Genomic DNA, 17,434 nt, shown 5'->3' on the forward strand with positions numbered 1-17,434 from the left:
TGATAATTCATCCTCTTTTTTTATTGTTATGATTTTTGAGAGGACTGTCTAATAATTAATTCAGTCCCTAAAGTTTTTGAATGTTCTGATGGTGACTCAATTGTTTTTTTGATGAGTTCAATCAATAATGAAGATGCAATAATTCCCATTTCAACATCTGGTTGATTTACGGTAGTTAAACCAGGTTCTATAACAGCAGAAATAGAATCGTTATTAAAACCTACAATAGCAATGTCATCAGGAATTTTTAAGCCATTCTTTTTAAAGTATTGCATGGCACTAATGGCTGCTGTATCATTAGAGGAATAAATTCCATCAACCTTGGGTAAGGAAATTACTTTTTTTGCCAGTTCTATACCATCTGCTTCGGAAAGTTGAGATTCTAAAATGTATTCTGGTCTAACAGGTATGTTATTGTCTGTTAAAGCAGCAACATAACCTTGCATTCTTCTTTTGTAGAGTTCTATTTTTTGAAAACCTGAAAAATGGACAATGTTTTTACATCCATTTTCTATCAGATGTTGTGTAGCATTATAACTAGCTTCGTAATCATCAATAGTAATACTAGGAATGTTTGGCATGGTCATAGGTCTATCAAAAAAAACGATTGGACCTCCATTGGTTTTAAAATTTGAAAGGTGATTGTAATTTGTAGTTCCCATAGAAACTGAAATTAATAAGCCATCTACACGGTTAGAAAGTAAAGTAGAAACTAATTCTTGTTCTCTTTCAAGACTTTCTAAGGATTGCCCAATAACTACATTATAACCAGCTCTGTATGCAGTTTCTTCAATTCCAGAAATTACAGAAGAAAAGAAGTTTCTTGAAATTCTAGGAACAATAATACCAATGGTATTGGTTTTGTTAGTTCGTAAATTTGAAGCTAAAATGTTTTTTTGATAACCTAATTCAACAGCTTTTTTTTGGATTAAGTCTTTTGTTTTTTGTGAAACTCTAGGACTATTATTCAAAGCTCTAGAGACCGTAGAGCTGTTGATCTTTAGTGCTTTAGAAATATCATGAATAGTAGTCTTTTTTTTCATTTTATAAAGAATCATCTTATAGATAAATAAAACTGAAGATTATATGATTACAACCTTCAGTTTTACTTTTATATAGATAAAATGTGATGTTAATTTAATAAACCAAATACCCCTGGCAACCATAAACTTAGTGAAGGGAAATAAGTTACAAGAAACAGAGAAACAATCATTGCTAAGAACAATGGTAGTAATGGTTTGATAACCTTATCAATAGTTGTATTTGCCACTCCAATTCCAACAAATAGTACAGATCCTACTGGAGGAGTACACAGTCCAATACTTAAGTTTAACACCATAATCATTCCGAAGTGAATTGGATCCATTCCAAGAGAAGTTACCACTGGTAAGAAAATAGGTGTAAAGATTAATACCGCAGGAGTCATGTCCATAAATACTCCAACAAATAATAGTAATAAGTTAATGATAATTAAAATTACAATCTTGTTATCACTAATTCCCAATAATACATTACTAATATCTTGAGGAATGTTTTCAAAAGACATTACCCATGACATACTCATAGAAGCACCAATCAATAACATTACAATAGCTGTTGTACAAGAAGAGTCTAGTAAAATTTCAGGTAAGTTTTTAAAATTTATTTCTTTGTAAACAATTCCTAATAAAAAAGTATATAATACTGCAATTGCAGAAGCTTCTGTAGCGGTGAAAATACCTACTACAATACCTCCAATTACAATAATAAGTAATAACAAACTAGGAACCGCATCAATAAAAGTTTTAAAAACCTGTTTTAGAGAACTACGTTCTCCTAATTTATATTTTTTCTTTTTAGCCCAAAAAGAAGCAACAACCATTAATAGCAATCCTGTTAAAATTCCAGGAATATATCCAGCCAAGAACAAGGCAGCAATAGAAACTCCACCACTGGCTAAAGAATATACAATTAATACGTTACTTGGAGGAATGATTAATCCTGTTGTTGATGAGGTAATGTTTACCGCAGCTCCAAATTCTTTAGAATATCCTTCTTTTTCCATTTCAGGTCCTAAGATACTTCCCATGGCTGATGCAGATGCCATTGCAGATCCTGCAATAGCCCCCATAAGCATGGCTCCAATTACGTTGATAAGAGCTAAACCACCAGGTAAAGATCCTACCAAAGTTTTAGCAAAAGCAATGAGTCGATGGGCAATTCCTCCTTTATTCATTAACTGTCCTGACAATACAAAGAAAGGAATGGCTAATAATGAGAAACTATCTAATCCTGTTCCCATTCTTTGGGAAACAGTGGTTAATGCTGGTATAACAGGTATACTTACAAGCATAGTTAATACTGAAGAGATGGCAATACTCCATGCAACAGGTGTTCCTATGGTTAGTAAGATTAAAAAACTTACTACTAATACTAATTCTGGTAAAAATTCCATAATATTTATGCTCTTAAAAGGTCTGTAATTTTATAATAAATAATCAAGATTCCACTCAAAGGAATTACTGCGTATACAAAAGCCAATGGAATTTGTAATGCAGGAGAGGTTTGTCCTAGTAAAAAACTAATATAAACCAATCTTAATCCTCCTATAACCATGGCTGCAAAAGCAAAAAGAATAACCAATGCAAACACCAATATTCTTAGTTTTTTTTGAGTAGCAGGTCCTGTTTTTAAAGGAACTACATCAATGGCAACGTGCATGTTTCTACCCGAAACATAAGCAGCTCCTAAAATTCCTACCCATATCATTAAATATCTAGATAACTCATCAGTAAAAGAACTTGGAGCTCCTAATACAAATCTTGAGAATACTTGCCATAATACATTGATTACCATTAAACCCATAATGATGGTTAAGGTTGATCCTAGTATTTTATCTACTTTTTTTCTTAATTCCATTTTACTTCGTATTTCTAATTTGTTGAATCAATTGGTGAACAGCTGGATCTTTTTCTACTTCATCATAGATAGGTTTAACCATATCTGAAAATAAAGTTTTGTCAGGTCTAATGATTTCAACTCCTGCTTTTTCAACTTCAGTAAGCGCTTCTTCTTCTGCATCTAACCAAAGTTCTCTTTGATATTTAACAGAGTTTTTTACAGCAATTTTTACCCATTCTTGTTCTTGTTCAGTCAACGAATTCCAAAAATGAGTACTTCCTACTAATACATCAGGAACCACAGTATGTTCGTCTAAAGTATAGTGCTTACAAACTTCGTAATGTCTAGATAAGTAAAAAGATGGAGGATTGTTTTCAGCTGCATCTACCACTCCTTGTTGTAAAGAAGTATATAATTCACCCCATGAAATAGGTGTTGGAGAACCTCCAAAACTACGAACCATGTTCATAGCGCTTACGCTCTCCATTACACGTACTTTTAATCCTTTTAAATCTTCTGGAGTTCTAATCGCTTTGTCTTTACTGTAAAAACTTCTACTACCAGCATCATAATATCCCAAACCTTTTAACCAAAATTTAGTACCATTATCTAATAATTCTTGACCAATAGGACCGTCTAACACATTAAAAGAATGTTCACGATCTCTAAATAAATAAGGTAAACCAAGAACTTTCATTTTTGGAGCAAAATTTTCTAACACTCCCACAGATACCTTGGTCATTTCTAAACTACCTATTTGAAGTAATTCTAAACATTCTCTTTCAGTTCCTAATTGTTGGCTAGGGTATACATTTATTTTTAGCGTACCATTTGATAGTTTATACAAATCATCGCTCATTTTTAGCATGGCAATATGTACAGAGTGTTTGGTGTCTAAACCATGAGCTAACTTGATGGTTTTTGTTTTTTTTGTTAATTCGTTACATCCATGTAATAATGGAATAAAACATAAACAATATAAGATTGTTTTAAGTCGCATGAGTTTTGTCTTATTAAGGATTTTAATGATGATTTTAAGTAAATTAAGTTCTAAGTAAAGGTGTTAAGGTAATGTTATTTATATTATGTTTTTCTATGATTCAATACTCTTTTTTCTGATGTATGTGCAAAATTTATGAAAAAAAATTATTGAATTATTAGCGTTAAAGCAAATGTATAATTTTATATTCATAATACAATCGATTGTATTGTATTTTTTTTTTACTACATTTACGTAGAATTAAATACTAATACAATATAGCATGAAACAAAATATCGAGACTAGATATGCAGCTTCTCCAAGAGAAGTAAAACAGATGGATACCCAACAATTAAGAGATGAGTTTTTAATAGAAGACTTGTTTACTGAAGATCAAGTTAAATTGGTGTATTCTCATTATGATAGATACATTACAGGAGGTGTTTTACCAGTAAATAAATCTATTACATTAGAAACAATAGATCAATTAAAGTCTACTTATTTTTTAGAAAGAAGAGAATTAGGAGTAATTAATGTTGGTGAAACGGGAACTGTAAGTGTTGATGGTGAGATATATGAATTAGGACATAAAGAAGCTTTGTATATAGGAAGAGGGAATAAAGAGATTATTTTCTCTAGTAATTCTTCTTCTAATCCAGCCATATTTTATATCAACTCAACACCTGCGCACAAAGCCTATCCTACTAAAAAAATAGGTTTAGACGATGTTGAGGTTGTAGAATTAGGGACACCAGAAACTTGTAATGCAAGAACCATTCGTAAATATATAGTTAACAGTGTAGTTGATGTTTGTCAGTTACAAATGGGAATGACTACTTTAAAATCAGGAAGTGTATGGAACACTATGCCAGCTCACGTACACGACAGAAGAATGGAAGTTTATTTCTATTTAGACGTGCCACAAGATCAAGCAGTTTCTCATTTTATGGGACAACCAACAGAAACAAGACATGTATGGATGGCCAATCACCAAGCAATTATTTCTCCACCTTGGTCAATTCACTCAGGTGCAGGAACTTCTTCTTATACTTTTATTTGGGGTATGGCTGGTGAAAACTTAGACTATGGAGATATGGATGTTTGTAAAATAACAGAATTAAGATAATCTAAAAAAAGAAATATACATGTCAACACAATTATTTGACCTATCAGGAAAAATAGCTCTTATTACTGGAGCAACACATGGTTTAGGAATGGCCATGGCTAAAGGTTTAGGTTTGGCTGGAGCAACAATTGTTGTCAACGGAAATTCATCTCAAGAAAAATTAGACAATGCTGTTGCTGAGTACAAAGCTGCTGGGATCAATGCTTCTGGATACTTGTTTGATGTTACTAATGAAGAACAAGTTGTGGCAAGCATCAAGAAAATAGAATCGGAAGTTGGAGCTATAGACATTCTAATTAACAATGCTGGAATTATCAAAAGAACTCCATTGGTAGAAATGGAAGTTGCTGATTTTAAACAAGTAATAGATGTGGATTTGGTTTCGCCTTTTATTGTTTCTAAGGCGGTTGTGAAAGGAATGATTGAGAGAAGAAATGGAAAGATCATTAATATTTGTTCTATGATGAGTGAATTAGGAAGAAATTCTGTAGGAGCTTATGCGGCAGCAAAAGGTGGTTTAAAAATGCTTACTCAAAATATGGCTACAGAATGGGCTAAATTTAATATTCAAACCAATGGAATTGGACCAGGATATTTTGCTACAAGTCAAACCGCACCTATTAGAGTTGATGGAAACCCTTTTAACGAGTTTATTATTAGTAGAACTCCAGCAGGTGTTTGGGGAGACCCAGATGATTTACAAGGAGCTGCTATTTTCTTAAGTTCTAAGGCCAGTAATTTTGTAAATGGTCAGGTACTTTATGTTGATGGAGGAATTTTAGCAACTATTGGAAAACCATCAAACGAAGATTAATCTACAAGAGTAAAATATGAAATTCCTATTCAATATTACAGCATCAGTAACCATGTTTACTCTGTTGTCTTGTTCAAATACTAGAACTGTTTTTGTACAAAATATGTTAGATAAAGAACGTTCTTTTGAAACTGTAACACTTACTAAAGAATTTTTAGAACTTCAAAGTCTTGAAGGTTTAGGTATTAAGAATACAGAAACCAATGAGTATGAAATTACACAATTAATTGATGTTGATGGAGATGGAATTATGGATGAAATTATATTTCAGCCAACAATAGCTCCTTACGCTAAATCAATATACAAAATTGCCAATATTTCTAAAAGTAAAGTACCAAAAGGAGAAAATTTGTGTTATTCTAGATTTGTTCCAGAGCGTACTGATGATTATACTTGGGAAAATGACAAAGTTGCTTTTAGAGTATATGGGCCTACAGCTCAAAGATTAAATGAAGAAAACGATCCTACAGGAACACTTTCTAGTGGAATTGATGCTTGGTTAAAAAGAGTAAGTTATCCTATTATCAATAAGTGGTATCAAAAAACAGTTGTTGATAAAACAGGAAGTTATCATGTAGACACTGGTGAAGGATTAGATAATTTCCATGTAGGGTCAAGTAGAGGTGTAGGAGGAAGTTCGGTAAAAGTAAATGGTGAGTATTATATATCGAAAAATTATACAGAGTGGAGAACCATTACTACAGGACCTTTGAGGACATCGTTTTATTTAAAGTATGCTGATTGGAAAGCTGATGATAAAAATATTAGTGAATACAAGGTGATTACTTTGGATAGAGGGAGTAATTTATCTAAAATAGAAGATTATATTACAGGAACTGATGTTGTTTCAGTTGGATTGACTTTACACAAACAAGAAGGTGTTGTATATGGTGATAAAGCCAAAGGATGGATCAGTTATTGGGAACCTTTAGATGATTCTGAAATTGGAACTGCTGTAGTTGCGACAGGAGATTCTTTTATTAACAACAATACTTATATTGTAGATAATAAAGATTTGTGTAATGCATTTGTAGATTTAAAAGTAACAAATAACCAAGCTGTTTACTATTCAGGTTTTGGATGGAAAAAAGCAGGTGAATTTAAAACTAAAGAAGATTGGTATCATTATTTAAGTGATTTTAAAACCAAAATAGACAATCCATTGATTGTTAAAAGAGTTAAGTAAAAATGATGTTAAACATTTTTTAGATTTACAAAAAAAGAGGATGATTACTTCATCCTCTTTTTTTTATGAATCTTCTTTAAAGCAAAGAGCTGCAGCTCCAATAATTCCTGCATCATTCCCTAAAGTAGCTAGTCTAATATCCAAATCCTCCAAATAATAATCAGGAAGTCTTTTTTTAAGAGCTTTGTTCATGTTCTTTTTTACTATTTTAAAGGTTTTGCTTACACCACCTCCAATAAAAATAGTTTTTACATCTAATATTCTAATGGTTGACACTAGGGTTTCTCCTAAAATAGTTCCTACTTTTTTAAAAACATCAACAGCAATAGGGTCGTCGTTTGTGGCGGCAATAACAATGTCTTTAGCGGTTAGATTTTTTGTAACTAAGCTGGTTTTTTTACCTTTTTTTATTTTTTTTAAAGCCATGTCAACAATGGCCTTTTTTCCCATGTTTTCTTCAGCAGTTTTTCCATTAGAAGAAATGATATGACCAGCTTCCATGGCATTTCCATTTCCTCCTTTAAAAATTTTACCATTTAATACAGCCGCTCCTCCAAGTCCAGTTCCTAAAGTCATAAAAATAAAGTTTTTCGGAACTTTTGTTTTTGCAAAATGTAATTCTCCTATAGCAGCAGCATTGGCATCATTTTCTAGATAGAAACTAATTTTAGGATGTTTTTTTTCTAAGATAGGAATTAAAGGAGTGTTGTTGAATTCAGGTATATTTGCCATGAATACCGTTGATAATCTGTCTTTAGAAATCATACCAGGTACTGCAATTCCAACTCTCTTAATATGTGGATGGGTTTTTAATTCCTGTCCAATAATCTTCACAAATTCATTTATAAAATTATCGCTTTCTTGTAATATAGAAGTGGGATATTTTTCTTTTTTTAACAAAAGGCCTTTTTTGTTTACAATTCCAATTTTGATGTTGGTTCCACCAACATCAATACCTATATATTCTTCCATCCTACTTTGTTTTATAAATTAAAATAAGGCTATGTGAGTAAATATAAGTAAAATCTGTTTTTATGAAGCTATGTAAAGGGATTATGTGGTTTAAATTTAGATTATTTTGCTTTTAAATGCATTTTTTGATGAAATATCACTGATTTACAATTCAAAATAATTTGTCCTACATAAATAAAACTGTATTTTTGCCGCACTAAATTAAATAAAATGGCAAGTATTCAAGAGCTAAAAGATTTTACACAACAAGTAAGAAGAGATATTTTACGTATGGTTCATGCTGTAAACTCAGGACATCCAGGAGGTTCTTTAGGGTGTGCAGAGTATATTACAGTGTTGTATCAAGAAATTATGAAGCACAATGCTGATGTGTTTGATATGGATGGAAAAGATCAAGATTTGTTCTTTTTGTCTAATGGACATATCTCTCCAGTATTTTATAGTGTATTATCTCGTAGTGGATATTTTCCAGTATCTGAGTTAGCAACGTTCCGTTTGTTAGATTCAAGATTGCAAGGGCATCCAACTACTCATGAAGGTTTGCCAGGAATACGTATCGCTTCTGGCTCTTTAGGACAAGGAATGAGTGTTGCTCTTGGAGCAGCTCAAGCAAAAAAATTAAACGGAGATACTCGTTTGGTTTATAGTTTACACGGTGATGGTGAGTTACAAGAAGGTCAAAACTGGGAAGCAATTATGTATGCTGCTGCTAAAAAAGTAGATAACTATATTGCTGCGGTTGATGTTAACTTAAAACAAATTGATGGTACTACTGATCAGGTATTACCAATGGGATCTATTAAAGCTAAGTTTGAAGCTTTTGGATGGGAAGTTTTAGAAGTTAAAGAAGGAAATGATATTGAGGCTATTATTGCTGGAGTAAAAAAAGCTCAATCTTTAACTGGAAATGGAAAACCTGTTTGTATTTTATTATATACAGAAATGGGGAACGGAGTTGACTTTATGATGCATACGCATGCTTGGCATGGTAAAGCACCTAATGATGAGCAATTAGAAAACGCATTGTCTCAAAACCCTGCAACTTTAGGAGATTATTAAGATTATAATTATCTAGTTAAAATATATTAGTAAAAAGCGCTGCAACAATACAGCGCTTTTTTTTATGATATAAACTTAAGAGAATAAAAGAGGCTTTCATTAGGAAAGCCTCTTTTTATGTTTTTTAGATGTGATATTATTTTATCTCGTAAATAGCAATGGTACTAGACACTTCGTTGGTAGCAATCATTAAATAATTTCCAGTAGGGCTATCGGCTTTATCAATTGTAATAATTCCCTCAGTAGCAATATCTTGTGCTCCATATAACCAAGTAATAAACTTAAGATTTAAAGGATTCGTAATGTTATAAATAAACACAGCGCTGGTTCTTTCTAAGTCAACAAATAACACGGTTTTTACAAACGAATATATTAAAAACAAAAAAACCACAACAATTACGTTGTGGTTTTTGATGTGGTGCCTCCAGGAATCGAACCAGGGACACAAGGATTTTCAGTCCTTTGCTCTACCAACTGAGCTAAGGCACCATGCTTAACTTAGCGGTTGCAAATATATAATCTTTTTAAAGTTTTACAAATTTTTTGACAAAAAAATGTTTCTATATTTGAAGTCTATAAATATAGATGTGATGAATTTAATTATTGATGAAGGAAATACTAGAATAAAACTAGCGGTGTTTAAGGATGTTCAGCTGGTTGATTTGGTGATTTCCAATCTTGAAGACTGTAAAGAAATGATTGATGTTTTTATCAGAAAATATGACATTAAATCTTTGATTGTCTCTTCGGTAACAGATGATGTAAATCACATAGTAGGGGAGTTAGCTATCATTAACAAGTTTTTTTTGTCACATGAAACCTCTTTGCCTTTTACAAATTTATACGAGACTCCAAAAACTTTAGGGGTAGATAGAATGGCTTTGGTAGCAGGGGCTTGGTCTCAATTCCCAAATCAAAATTCTTTGGTGATAGATGCTGGAACTTGTGTTACTTATGATTTTATTGATAAACACGGACACTATTTAGGAGGAGCTATTTCTCCAGGATTAAAAATGCGTTTTAAGAGCATGCATTTTTTTACAAAAAAGTTGCCAGATTTAGAGATTCCATCAGGTTCTGTAGAAATGATTGGAAAATCTACAAAACAATCTATGGAAAGTGGTGTTTTAAATGGTATGGTGTTTGAGATGGATGGAGCTATTGCGCATTATCAACAAAAATTTAAAGATGTTAATATAATATTAACGGGAGGAGATGCTAATTCCTTGTATAAACAATTAAAAAATAGCATATTTGTCAACCCTAATTTTTTGTTAGAAGGATTAAATGCGGTTCTAACGTATCAAAATAAAAATGAAGCAAAACTTAAGTAATATCGTTGTTGGATTATTCACGTTGTTTTTTGTGTCTGCAAAAGCACAAGAACAACAAGTTTCATCCCTATTATCTAATATAGGTTTAGGAACTACTTTTTCAGAAGCAACTATAGCCGAAAAGGCACAAGGAGATTTATCAGTTGTAGGAAATAATAATTTTGAGGTACTTACTTTTACCAACCCAGCTTTATTGTCGGATTTACAGTTTACATCATTTGGATTATCATTTCAAGTGCAAAGTGCTGATGTATCTTCTCCAGAGGCTAATTTTAAAAGTTCAAATACTACATTGTCTAATTTGTCTTTTGGAGTACCGTTAGGTGTTAAAGGGGGCTTTGCTATGGGGTTACGAGTACATTCTGCTGTAGGTTATGAGGTAAATACTGATAACTTTTACAATTATGGTAGTGGAGGTGTTAATCAAATATATGCTGGTTTAGGTTATGAAGTGTTTAAAAACTTTTCATTAGGATTGCAAGCAAATGCTTACTTTGGAGAAACTACTAAAAAACAGGCTTTTAAAAATGTTCAGAAAGCTACAGTTTACGATCAAACATATAATGTTAAGGGACTTACTACAAAAATAGGTGCTCAATATAAAATGAGTTTGTCAGAAAAAATAATAGCACAAGTAGGTGCTTATGGAGTTTTAGGTCACCAAATGACAGCTACCGGGACTGCTAAGTTTTACGAAGCTATACAAACCAATGAAAATACTTTTGCAATGATTGATACTCCTGTTAGCTCAGGTTTGTCTGGAGTACAAGAAAATTCATTTAAATCTGTTTTTGGAGTAGGTTTAGGTACCTATAACAATTGGTTTGCCGGAGTTTCGTATGAAAATCAAGGAGCAACAACTTATTCAGGAAATACCTTTAATCAAGGTTTTTCAGATAGCCAGTTAAGTTTTGAGTCTCGTTCTAAGATTAGTGTTGGAGGGTACATTATCCCTAAAAGATACGCATTAAAAAACTATTTTAATAGGGTAGCTTATAGAGCAGGATTTAAGTATGAAAACACGGGAACGGTATTAAATAATGAGAGTTTAAAAAATATTGGCATGTCTTTTGGACTAGGATTGCCAATAGGAAAGAGAATTTCGTACGCAAACTTCACACTTGAAGTAGGAAAATTAGGAGATTTTTCTAAAAATAAATACGAAGAAAAATACATCAATGTTGGAGTGAACTTTTCTCTATCTGACAAATGGTTTGAAAAACGAGTAATACGCTAAATAATCAATAATATTATGAAAACAAGACTACTAACAATTTTTACAATTTTATTTTCAGTTATGATGTTTACGGCTCATGCACAGGATGATCCAGCTTTACGTTATAACATGTTAAAAACAGATTACAAAACCAAAAATTACGAATCAGCACTTAAGAACCTAGAGTGGTGTTTAGATAATAGTCCTAAATTAACTGCAAATATCTATAAATATGGAGGGAATTTATTGGATGATGTGTTAAAAGAAAAACCAGAAAAAAAAGCAGAAGTAGCTGTTTTGGGTAAAAAAATGTTTGAGAAAAGATTTGTAAACTATCCAGATGAAGATCCTGCTAAAGCACATAGTGATTATGCAGATTTTTTAGAGGAAGTAGGTGGTGATAAAGAAGAAATTTTTAATCACTATGATCAAGCCTTTAAAATTGATCCTACTAAATTAGGAGTAGGTTCTATCATTAGTTATTTTACAACGGTAATTGATAAATATAAAGATACAGATTTACAGTTAGTGTTTACAACCTATGATGTTACTGTGGAGGCTATCAACGCAAAAGTTGAAGGATATTTAGATAATATTCAAAAATTAAAAGCAAAACAAGAAGAAGGTCAAACTTTGATTTCATCAGAAAAAAGAAATTTACATATCTATACCGTAAACTCTAAGGCTTTAGGGCAAGTAGAAGCTATCTTAGATCAAAGAATGGAAGAAATTTCTACTTGTGAATACTTAATTCCTTTATACACTACAGAGTTTGAAGAGAACAAAACAAACAAAGTTTGGGTAACAAGAGCAATCAACCGTATGTTTAAAAAAGATTGTACAGAAGATCCTTTGTATGCTAGCTTGGTAGAACAATACCAAGAAATAGACCCATCACCAGAAGCATCTGTATTGTATGCAGGTTTGTTAATGGATAAAGGAGAAACTGAGAAAGCCATTTCTTTCTTTGATAAAGCTATTTCTCAAGAAACAGATCCAGCTAAAAAGGCTAAAAATTTATACAAGGTAGCAGATATTTTTAAGAAAAGAGGTCAGAATGCAAAAGCAGTTTCATATGCTAAAAAAGCCATTGCAGCAAAATCTAACTTTGGTAGAGCTTATACAATGATTGCTACTTTATATGCAGGTGCAGTTAATGATTGTGGAAATGATGAGTTTGAAAAGCGTATGGTATATGTAGCTGCAAAAACATATGCATTAAAGGCAAGTAAAGTAGATCCAAGTATTGGGGTTTATGCATCAAAATTAGCACAAGCTTATGCGGCAAACGAACCAAGTAAAAAATTGGTATTTAATAATGAATTAGGATTAAAATCTGGTGATTCTTATACGATTAAATGTTGGATTGGGGAAACCGTAAGAGTTCCATAGTTTAATTTTACCAAAACAATATATAAAAGTCAAAGATTAATTTCTTTGACTTTTTTTATGAATCAAACGGAGGATCGTAATGGTTTACATTAGAATTTATAATCCTATATTTGTAATAGTTATTAAAAAGCATGAGTCAGAAAAGTAATTTTGTTTTTATTCTAAAATATTTAAGTAAAATAAGTTTAATACTAGTTGTTTTGGTGAGCTGTAAAAATTCATCAAAAGAAATTAATGACTTTTTAGCGGATAAAAATTTACCTGTTGGTGTTTCTGAAAATGTAAATCTTGTCCGCAAGGACTCAGGTATCACGGTAAGTAGAGTGATTACTCCACTTTATTGGGATTATACCAATAAAAAATTAAATCCATACTATGAATTTCCTGAAGGAGTTAAAATTGTTACAATTAATAGACTTTCAAGAGATTCTGTAACCGTTACAGGAGATTATGCTATTAGTTATCAAACCACAGCGATATCCGAAATTATAGGGCATGTAGTGGTCGTTAATCATGAAAATGGGGTCACTTTAAATACAGAACAAATGTATTGGGACCAAAAAGAAGATTATTATTTTACCGAAAAACCTTTTACCATTTACACCGAAAAAGATACGATGAATGGTGTTGGTTTCGAATCGGAAAGTAACTTGAATAATTGGATATTAAATAATACAAAAGGCGATTTTATCGTAGATCAAAAAGAAGAATAAAAATGCACAAGTTTTCAAAAATTATAGAGTGGGGTTATTTAGCAGTTGGAATCGTTTTTTTAGTTGAAATATTTACCAATTGGAATACAGACAGACAAAAAGCAATTGTTTCTATTTTAATGTCTGCTCTTGCTTTTTTTATGTTTATTTTTAAACGTAGATTTAGACAAAACCGCACAGAAAAATAAAAATCTATGGATTTAGAAATCCTTATTATTGTTATCTCCATTCTTTTATCTGCCTTTTTTTCGGGTTTAGAAATTGCATTTGTTTCTTCAAATAAGTTACAAGTTGCTTTGGAAAAGAAAAAAGAAGGATTAACCTCAAGGCTGTTAACTAGGTTAACCGAAAAATCATCAAAATTTATTACCACTATGTTGGTCGGTAATAATATTGCTTTGGTTGTTTATAGTTTTTACATGGGAAAAAAGTTGGTGACTTTGTTTCCACAAGACATGAACGATTTTACATTATTATTGCTGCAAACCGTTATATCTACGCTGGTTATTTTAATTACAGCTGAGTTTTTACCCAAAGCTATTTTTAGAGTTTATGCCAATGAAACACTCATTATTTTTGCGGTACCTGCTTATTTCTTTTACTTGTTGTTTCATTTGATATCAGGTTTTATAGAGCAAATTTCAAATGTTTTATTAAAGTTATTTTTTGGAGCCAATGTAGATGAGGAAGGAACAGAATTTAGTAAAGAAGAATTAGGTCATTATATTGATAAGCAGTTAGAAACAGGGAAGAAAGACGATGAAGAAATTGATTCTGAAATTCAAATTTTTCAAAATGCTTTAGGGTTTAATTCCGTAAAAGCACGTGAAATTATGGTACCAAGAACAGACATTGAAGCCATTGAAATTCACGATAGGGTAAGCAAACTAAAGCAGCGATTTGTAGATACAGGTTTTTCTAAAATCTTAATATATAAAACTTCTTTTGATGATATTGTAGGGTACGTTCATGCTTATGAAATGTTTAAAATGCCTAAAACCATTAAATCAATTCTATTACCAGTTGAGTACATACCAGAATCTATGATGATTAATGAGGTGTTAAACATTATGATGAAAAAACGTAAAAGCATTGCGGTGGTGATTGATGAATACGGAGGAACCTCTGGAGTGATTACAGTAGAAGATATTATTGAAGAATTGTTTGGGGAAATAGAAGACGAACATGATAAAATCGCCTTAACAGATAAAAAATTGGATGAAAATGAGTTTGAATTGTCAGGAAGGTTAGAGGTAGATTATCTAAACGAAACCTACGATTTAAAAATTCCAGAATCAGAATCTTATGAAACTCTAGGAGGCTATATTATTGAAAGCATAGAAGATATCCCTCAATTAGGAGAAGAATTTCAAATAGATGGTTTTTTCATCAAAATAACACAAGTAAGCAACGCAAGAATAGAAGAGGTTTACCTAAAATCTAATTATTCAACAGAGTAATTGTTTTTTTCTTTAAAAACAGTCTTTTTATTTCCTGATTTCAATTGAAATTGTATTTTAGCGGACAATCAAAAAATTACATATATAGAAATGGCAATATTATCAAAAATCAGAGATCGCTCAGGATTTTTAATCATCGTTATTGGATTAGCGATGTTTTCATTCGTAGTAAGTCCTAAAAATATTATTGATTTTTTTAGTAGTAAAAATGTAGATACTATTGGAAAAGTGAATGATGAGGACATTTCTTACAAAGAGTTTGCAACAAGAGTTGAAAACTTTAAAGCTCAAAATAGAAATGCATCTGCTTATGGAGCAATGACTGTTGAGAACATGGTATGGGATCAGATGGTTAGGGAAAAGATTTATGAAACTAAATTAGCTCAAGCAGGAGTGGTTATAGGTGAAGGAGAAATTTGGCAAGCAATTATTTCAAGTAATGAAGTTGTAAACTCTCCTCAGTTTAAAGATAAAGACGGAAATTTTAACGAAGATTTGTTAAAAGCATATGTTGCAGGTTTAGAGGCAGATACTTCTGAACAAGGTAAACAATACTTGCAAGGTTGGTTGAGCTATGAAAAATCAATCAAACAAAATTTATTAACGCAGGCCTATAATTCTTTAGTAAATGTTGGTGTTGGAGTTACAGAAGTAGAAGCAATTAACGATTATGTAATCACGAATACAAGTGTTAGTGCAGATTATGTTTATTTGCCGTTTTCTTCTATTCCTAATACTGAAGTGAAAGTAAGTAAGGAAGAAGTTGCTGATTATATTAATGATCATTCAAACTTATATCAAACAGAGGCTACAAGAAGTCTAAACCTTGTTAAGTTTGCTTTTACTGCCTCACAAGAAGATGAAGAGGAAATTAAACACAGCTTAGAGTCTTTAATTGCTGATAAAGAAGAATACAATAAACTTTCTAAATCAACAGAACTAATTAAAGGTTTTAAGAATACCGAAAACGCAAAATTATTTGTTGAAGAAAATGCCTCTGATTTACCATTGGTAGATAGATTTCAATTTGAGGATGAATTACCAACAGTTGCTAAAGAAGAAATTAAAAATGCTTCTATAGGAGAGGTAGTCGGACCTTATAAATTTTCTCAGTACTACAAAATATCTAAATTATTAGACGTACAACAAATTCCTGATTCAGTTCAAGCAAGTCACATCTTAATTAACTTTATTGGGGCACAAGGAGCACAACCTACAGTAACAAGAACTTTAGCAGATGCACAAAAATTGGCTGATAGTCTTTTAACAGTTGTTCAAAAATCATCTAAAAAATTCGGTGAAATTGCACAGAATTATTCTTCAGATCCAGGATCTGCTGTTAAAGAAGGATCTTTAGGATGGTTTGGGTACAGAGCAATGGTTCCAGAATTTAGAGATTACTGTTTTGAAAACAAAAAAGGATCTATAGGAATTGTTAAAACTGCTTATGGTTTACATATTATTAAAATTGAAGACCAAAAGAACTTTAACAAAGCATATAAATTAGCAACCATTGCAAGACAAATTCAAGCTTCTGAAAAAACAGAGAACAAAGTATTTGAACAAGCAGAAACTTTTGCTAATGAATTAAGAAATGGTGGTGACTTTGAAGCAATCGCTAAAGAAAAAGGATATGCAGTAAGTCCAGTAAATGGATTAAAAGCTTTGGATGTTTATGTAGGTTCTGTTGGAGAAAACAGAAGAATTGTAAAATGGGCTTTTGATGAAGAAACCGAAATTAATGAGACCAAACGTTTTGACTTAGATGAAAAAGGATATGCGGTTGTGATGTTAACCAATAAGCAAGAAAAAGGATTGATGTCTGCAAGCAATGCATTTAGCCAAGTAGAGCCTATCTTAATCAAGCAAAAGAAAGCAGAAATGCTTGAAGAAAAAATGGATGCAGATAGTTTAGAAGCTATCGCTAAAGCAAACAACGTAAAAGTAGAAAACTTTAGCAATGTAACTTTAGGAGCTCCAACCATTTCTGGTGTTGGTATTGAGCCAGGTGTGGTAAGTGCAGCAGCAGTAAGCAAAAAAGGAGCATTAGTTAATAATATTGTTGGAAACAAAGGGGTTTTTGCAATTGTAAATAAATCTGTAACAGTTCCTGAGGCTGATGCTAGTAAAGTAAGTGTTAAAACAGTAAATAACATTGTAAAATCTAGCGTGTCTAGTCAATTATACAACGGATTAAAAGAAGAAGCGACTATAGAAGATTATAGAGACACTCGTTACTAAGAATCCAATTTATACAGAAATAAAAAAGAGGCTTTAGAGCCTCTTTTTTTGTACTCAATATC

Annotated in this window: 17 protein-coding genes and 1 tRNA gene; 11 read left to right on the forward strand and 7 right to left on the reverse strand. The window is 31.8% G+C overall.

Annotation, left to right across the window (positions count from 1 at the left end; translation table 11 throughout):
• Positions 1 to 26 precede the first annotated feature (26 nt).
• From QVZ41_RS05815 to QVZ41_RS05830, 4 genes are all read right to left on the reverse strand, one after another.
• On the reverse strand, positions 27 to 1,043 hold the full coding sequence (locus tag QVZ41_RS05815; protein WP_302883611.1) for a LacI family DNA-binding transcriptional regulator: 1,017 nt from the start codon (positions 1,041 to 1,043) through the stop codon (positions 27 to 29).
• A gap of 89 nt (positions 1,044 to 1,132) precedes the next feature.
• Positions 1,133 to 2,434: a TRAP transporter large permease gene (locus QVZ41_RS05820; RefSeq protein ID WP_302883612.1), complete on the reverse strand. Its 1,302-nt coding sequence runs from the start codon at positions 2,432 to 2,434 to the stop codon at positions 1,133 to 1,135.
• A 5-nt stretch (positions 2,435 to 2,439) separates the two neighbouring features.
• Positions 2,440 to 2,898, reverse strand: coding sequence for a TRAP transporter small permease (locus QVZ41_RS05825; RefSeq protein ID WP_302883613.1), 459 nt, complete (start codon positions 2,896 to 2,898; stop codon positions 2,440 to 2,442).
• Between the two features lies 1 nt (position 2,899).
• Positions 2,900 to 3,880 (reverse strand): TRAP transporter substrate-binding protein, encoded by a 981-nt coding sequence (locus tag QVZ41_RS05830; protein WP_302883615.1) that lies wholly within the window; start codon positions 3,878 to 3,880, stop codon positions 2,900 to 2,902.
• A gap of 262 nt (positions 3,881 to 4,142) precedes the next feature.
• Between QVZ41_RS05830 and kduI the strand changes: the two genes are divergently transcribed.
• The 3 genes from kduI to QVZ41_RS05845 are packed head-to-tail and all read left to right on the forward strand — an operon-like array spanning position 4,143 to position 6,985.
• Entirely contained in the window at positions 4,143 to 4,985 is an 843-nt protein-coding gene (gene kduI / locus QVZ41_RS05835; protein WP_302883616.1) for a 5-dehydro-4-deoxy-D-glucuronate isomerase, read from the forward strand.
• 19 nt (positions 4,986 to 5,004) lie between these two features.
• Positions 5,005 to 5,799: a gluconate 5-dehydrogenase gene (locus QVZ41_RS05840; protein ID WP_302883617.1), complete on the forward strand. Its 795-nt coding sequence runs from the start codon at positions 5,005 to 5,007 to the stop codon at positions 5,797 to 5,799.
• A 16-nt stretch (positions 5,800 to 5,815) separates the two neighbouring features.
• Positions 5,816 to 6,985, forward strand: a complete 1,170-nt coding sequence (locus tag QVZ41_RS05845; protein WP_302883618.1) for a DUF4861 family protein — start codon at positions 5,816 to 5,818, stop codon at positions 6,983 to 6,985.
• Positions 6,986 to 7,048: 63 nt separating this feature from the next.
• Here the strand turns inward: QVZ41_RS05845 and QVZ41_RS05850 are convergent, their stop codons facing one another.
• The gene (locus QVZ41_RS05850) at positions 7,049 to 7,957 is read right to left on the reverse strand and encodes an ROK family protein (protein WP_302883619.1); all 909 of its coding nucleotides are present in this window, start codon (positions 7,955 to 7,957) and stop codon (positions 7,049 to 7,051) included.
• A 210-nt stretch (positions 7,958 to 8,167) separates the two neighbouring features.
• Here QVZ41_RS05850 and QVZ41_RS05855 point away from each other — a divergent pair, with 210 nt between their 5' ends.
• Positions 8,168 to 9,016 (forward strand): transketolase, encoded by an 849-nt coding sequence (locus tag QVZ41_RS05855; RefSeq protein ID WP_302883620.1) that lies wholly within the window; start codon positions 8,168 to 8,170, stop codon positions 9,014 to 9,016.
• A 136-nt stretch (positions 9,017 to 9,152) separates the two neighbouring features.
• Here QVZ41_RS05855 and QVZ41_RS05860 read toward each other — a convergent pair whose 3' ends face one another.
• Positions 9,153 to 9,368, reverse strand: coding sequence for a choice-of-anchor I domain-containing protein (locus QVZ41_RS05860; protein ID WP_302883621.1), 216 nt, complete (start codon positions 9,366 to 9,368; stop codon positions 9,153 to 9,155).
• A 64-nt stretch (positions 9,369 to 9,432) separates the two neighbouring features.
• Positions 9,433 to 9,505, reverse strand: a tRNA-Phe gene (locus tag QVZ41_RS05865).
• A gap of 77 nt (positions 9,506 to 9,582) precedes the next feature.
• On the opposite strand from QVZ41_RS05865, the gene QVZ41_RS05870 reads away from it, so the two are divergent.
• The 7 genes from QVZ41_RS05870 (at position 9,583) to QVZ41_RS05900 (ending at position 17,372) form a co-directional block, all read left to right on the forward strand.
• Positions 9,583 to 10,350 carry a type III pantothenate kinase gene (locus QVZ41_RS05870; protein ID WP_302883622.1) on the forward strand — a complete coding sequence of 256 codons (768 nt, stop codon included), beginning with the start codon at positions 9,583 to 9,585 and terminating at the stop codon, positions 10,348 to 10,350.
• Positions 10,331 to 11,587, forward strand: coding sequence for a BamG family beta-barrel-assembly machinery protein (gene bamG, locus QVZ41_RS05875; protein ID WP_302883623.1), 1,257 nt, complete (start codon positions 10,331 to 10,333; stop codon positions 11,585 to 11,587). Before QVZ41_RS05870 ends, bamG begins: the two co-directional genes overlap by 20 nt.
• 15 nt (positions 11,588 to 11,602) lie before the next feature.
• The gene (locus QVZ41_RS05880) at positions 11,603 to 12,958 is read left to right on the forward strand and encodes a tetratricopeptide repeat protein (RefSeq protein WP_302883624.1); all 1,356 of its coding nucleotides are present in this window, start codon (positions 11,603 to 11,605) and stop codon (positions 12,956 to 12,958) included.
• 131 nt (positions 12,959 to 13,089) lie between these two features.
• Positions 13,090 to 13,671: an LPS export ABC transporter periplasmic protein LptC gene (gene lptC / locus QVZ41_RS05885; RefSeq protein WP_302883625.1), complete on the forward strand. Its 582-nt coding sequence runs from the start codon at positions 13,090 to 13,092 to the stop codon at positions 13,669 to 13,671.
• A 2-nt stretch (positions 13,672 to 13,673) separates the two neighbouring features.
• A complete protein-coding gene (locus tag QVZ41_RS05890; RefSeq protein ID WP_302883626.1) occupies positions 13,674 to 13,859 on the forward strand; it encodes a hypothetical protein in 186 nt (61 codons plus the stop codon).
• Positions 13,860 to 13,865: 6 nt separating this feature from the next.
• The gene (locus QVZ41_RS05895) at positions 13,866 to 15,131 is read left to right on the forward strand and encodes a hemolysin family protein (protein ID WP_302883627.1); all 1,266 of its coding nucleotides are present in this window, start codon (positions 13,866 to 13,868) and stop codon (positions 15,129 to 15,131) included.
• 90 nt (positions 15,132 to 15,221) lie between these two features.
• Entirely contained in the window at positions 15,222 to 17,372 is a 2,151-nt protein-coding gene (locus tag QVZ41_RS05900) for a peptidylprolyl isomerase (protein ID WP_302883628.1), read from the forward strand.
• Positions 17,373 to 17,434 lie beyond the last annotated feature (62 nt).

Source organism: Wenyingzhuangia gilva (assembly GCF_030519655.1).
GTDB lineage: Bacteria > Bacteroidota > Bacteroidia > Flavobacteriales > Flavobacteriaceae > Wenyingzhuangia > Wenyingzhuangia gilva.

Excerpts from the sequence above, each read along its gene's own strand:
- QVZ41_RS05815 (WP_302883611.1), bottom strand. The coding sequence starts at position 1,043 with ATGAAAAAAAAGACTACTATTCATGATATTTCTAAAGCACTAAAGATC.
- QVZ41_RS05820 (WP_302883612.1), bottom strand. The coding sequence starts at position 2,434 with ATGGAATTTTTACCAGAATTAGTATTAGTAGTAAGTTTTTTAATCTTA.
- QVZ41_RS05825 (WP_302883613.1), bottom strand. The coding sequence starts at position 2,898 with ATGGAATTAAGAAAAAAAGTAGATAAAATACTAGGATCAACCTTAACC.
- QVZ41_RS05830 (WP_302883615.1), bottom strand. The coding sequence starts at position 3,880 with ATGCGACTTAAAACAATCTTATATTGTTTATGTTTTATTCCATTATTA.
- kduI (WP_302883616.1), top strand. The coding sequence starts at position 4,143 with ATGAAACAAAATATCGAGACTAGATATGCAGCTTCTCCAAGAGAAGTA.
- QVZ41_RS05840 (WP_302883617.1), top strand. The coding sequence starts at position 5,005 with ATGTCAACACAATTATTTGACCTATCAGGAAAAATAGCTCTTATTACT.
- QVZ41_RS05845 (WP_302883618.1), top strand. The coding sequence starts at position 5,816 with ATGAAATTCCTATTCAATATTACAGCATCAGTAACCATGTTTACTCTG.
- QVZ41_RS05850 (WP_302883619.1), bottom strand. The coding sequence starts at position 7,957 with ATGGAAGAATATATAGGTATTGATGTTGGTGGAACCAACATCAAAATT.
- QVZ41_RS05855 (WP_302883620.1), top strand. The coding sequence starts at position 8,168 with ATGGCAAGTATTCAAGAGCTAAAAGATTTTACACAACAAGTAAGAAGA.
- bamG (WP_302883623.1), top strand. The coding sequence starts at position 10,331 with ATGAAGCAAAACTTAAGTAATATCGTTGTTGGATTATTCACGTTGTTT.
- QVZ41_RS05880 (WP_302883624.1), top strand. The coding sequence starts at position 11,603 with ATGAAAACAAGACTACTAACAATTTTTACAATTTTATTTTCAGTTATG.
- lptC (WP_302883625.1), top strand. The coding sequence starts at position 13,090 with ATGAGTCAGAAAAGTAATTTTGTTTTTATTCTAAAATATTTAAGTAAA.
- QVZ41_RS05890 (WP_302883626.1), top strand. The coding sequence starts at position 13,674 with ATGCACAAGTTTTCAAAAATTATAGAGTGGGGTTATTTAGCAGTTGGA.
- QVZ41_RS05895 (WP_302883627.1), top strand. The coding sequence starts at position 13,866 with ATGGATTTAGAAATCCTTATTATTGTTATCTCCATTCTTTTATCTGCC.
- QVZ41_RS05900 (WP_302883628.1), top strand. The coding sequence starts at position 15,222 with ATGGCAATATTATCAAAAATCAGAGATCGCTCAGGATTTTTAATCATC.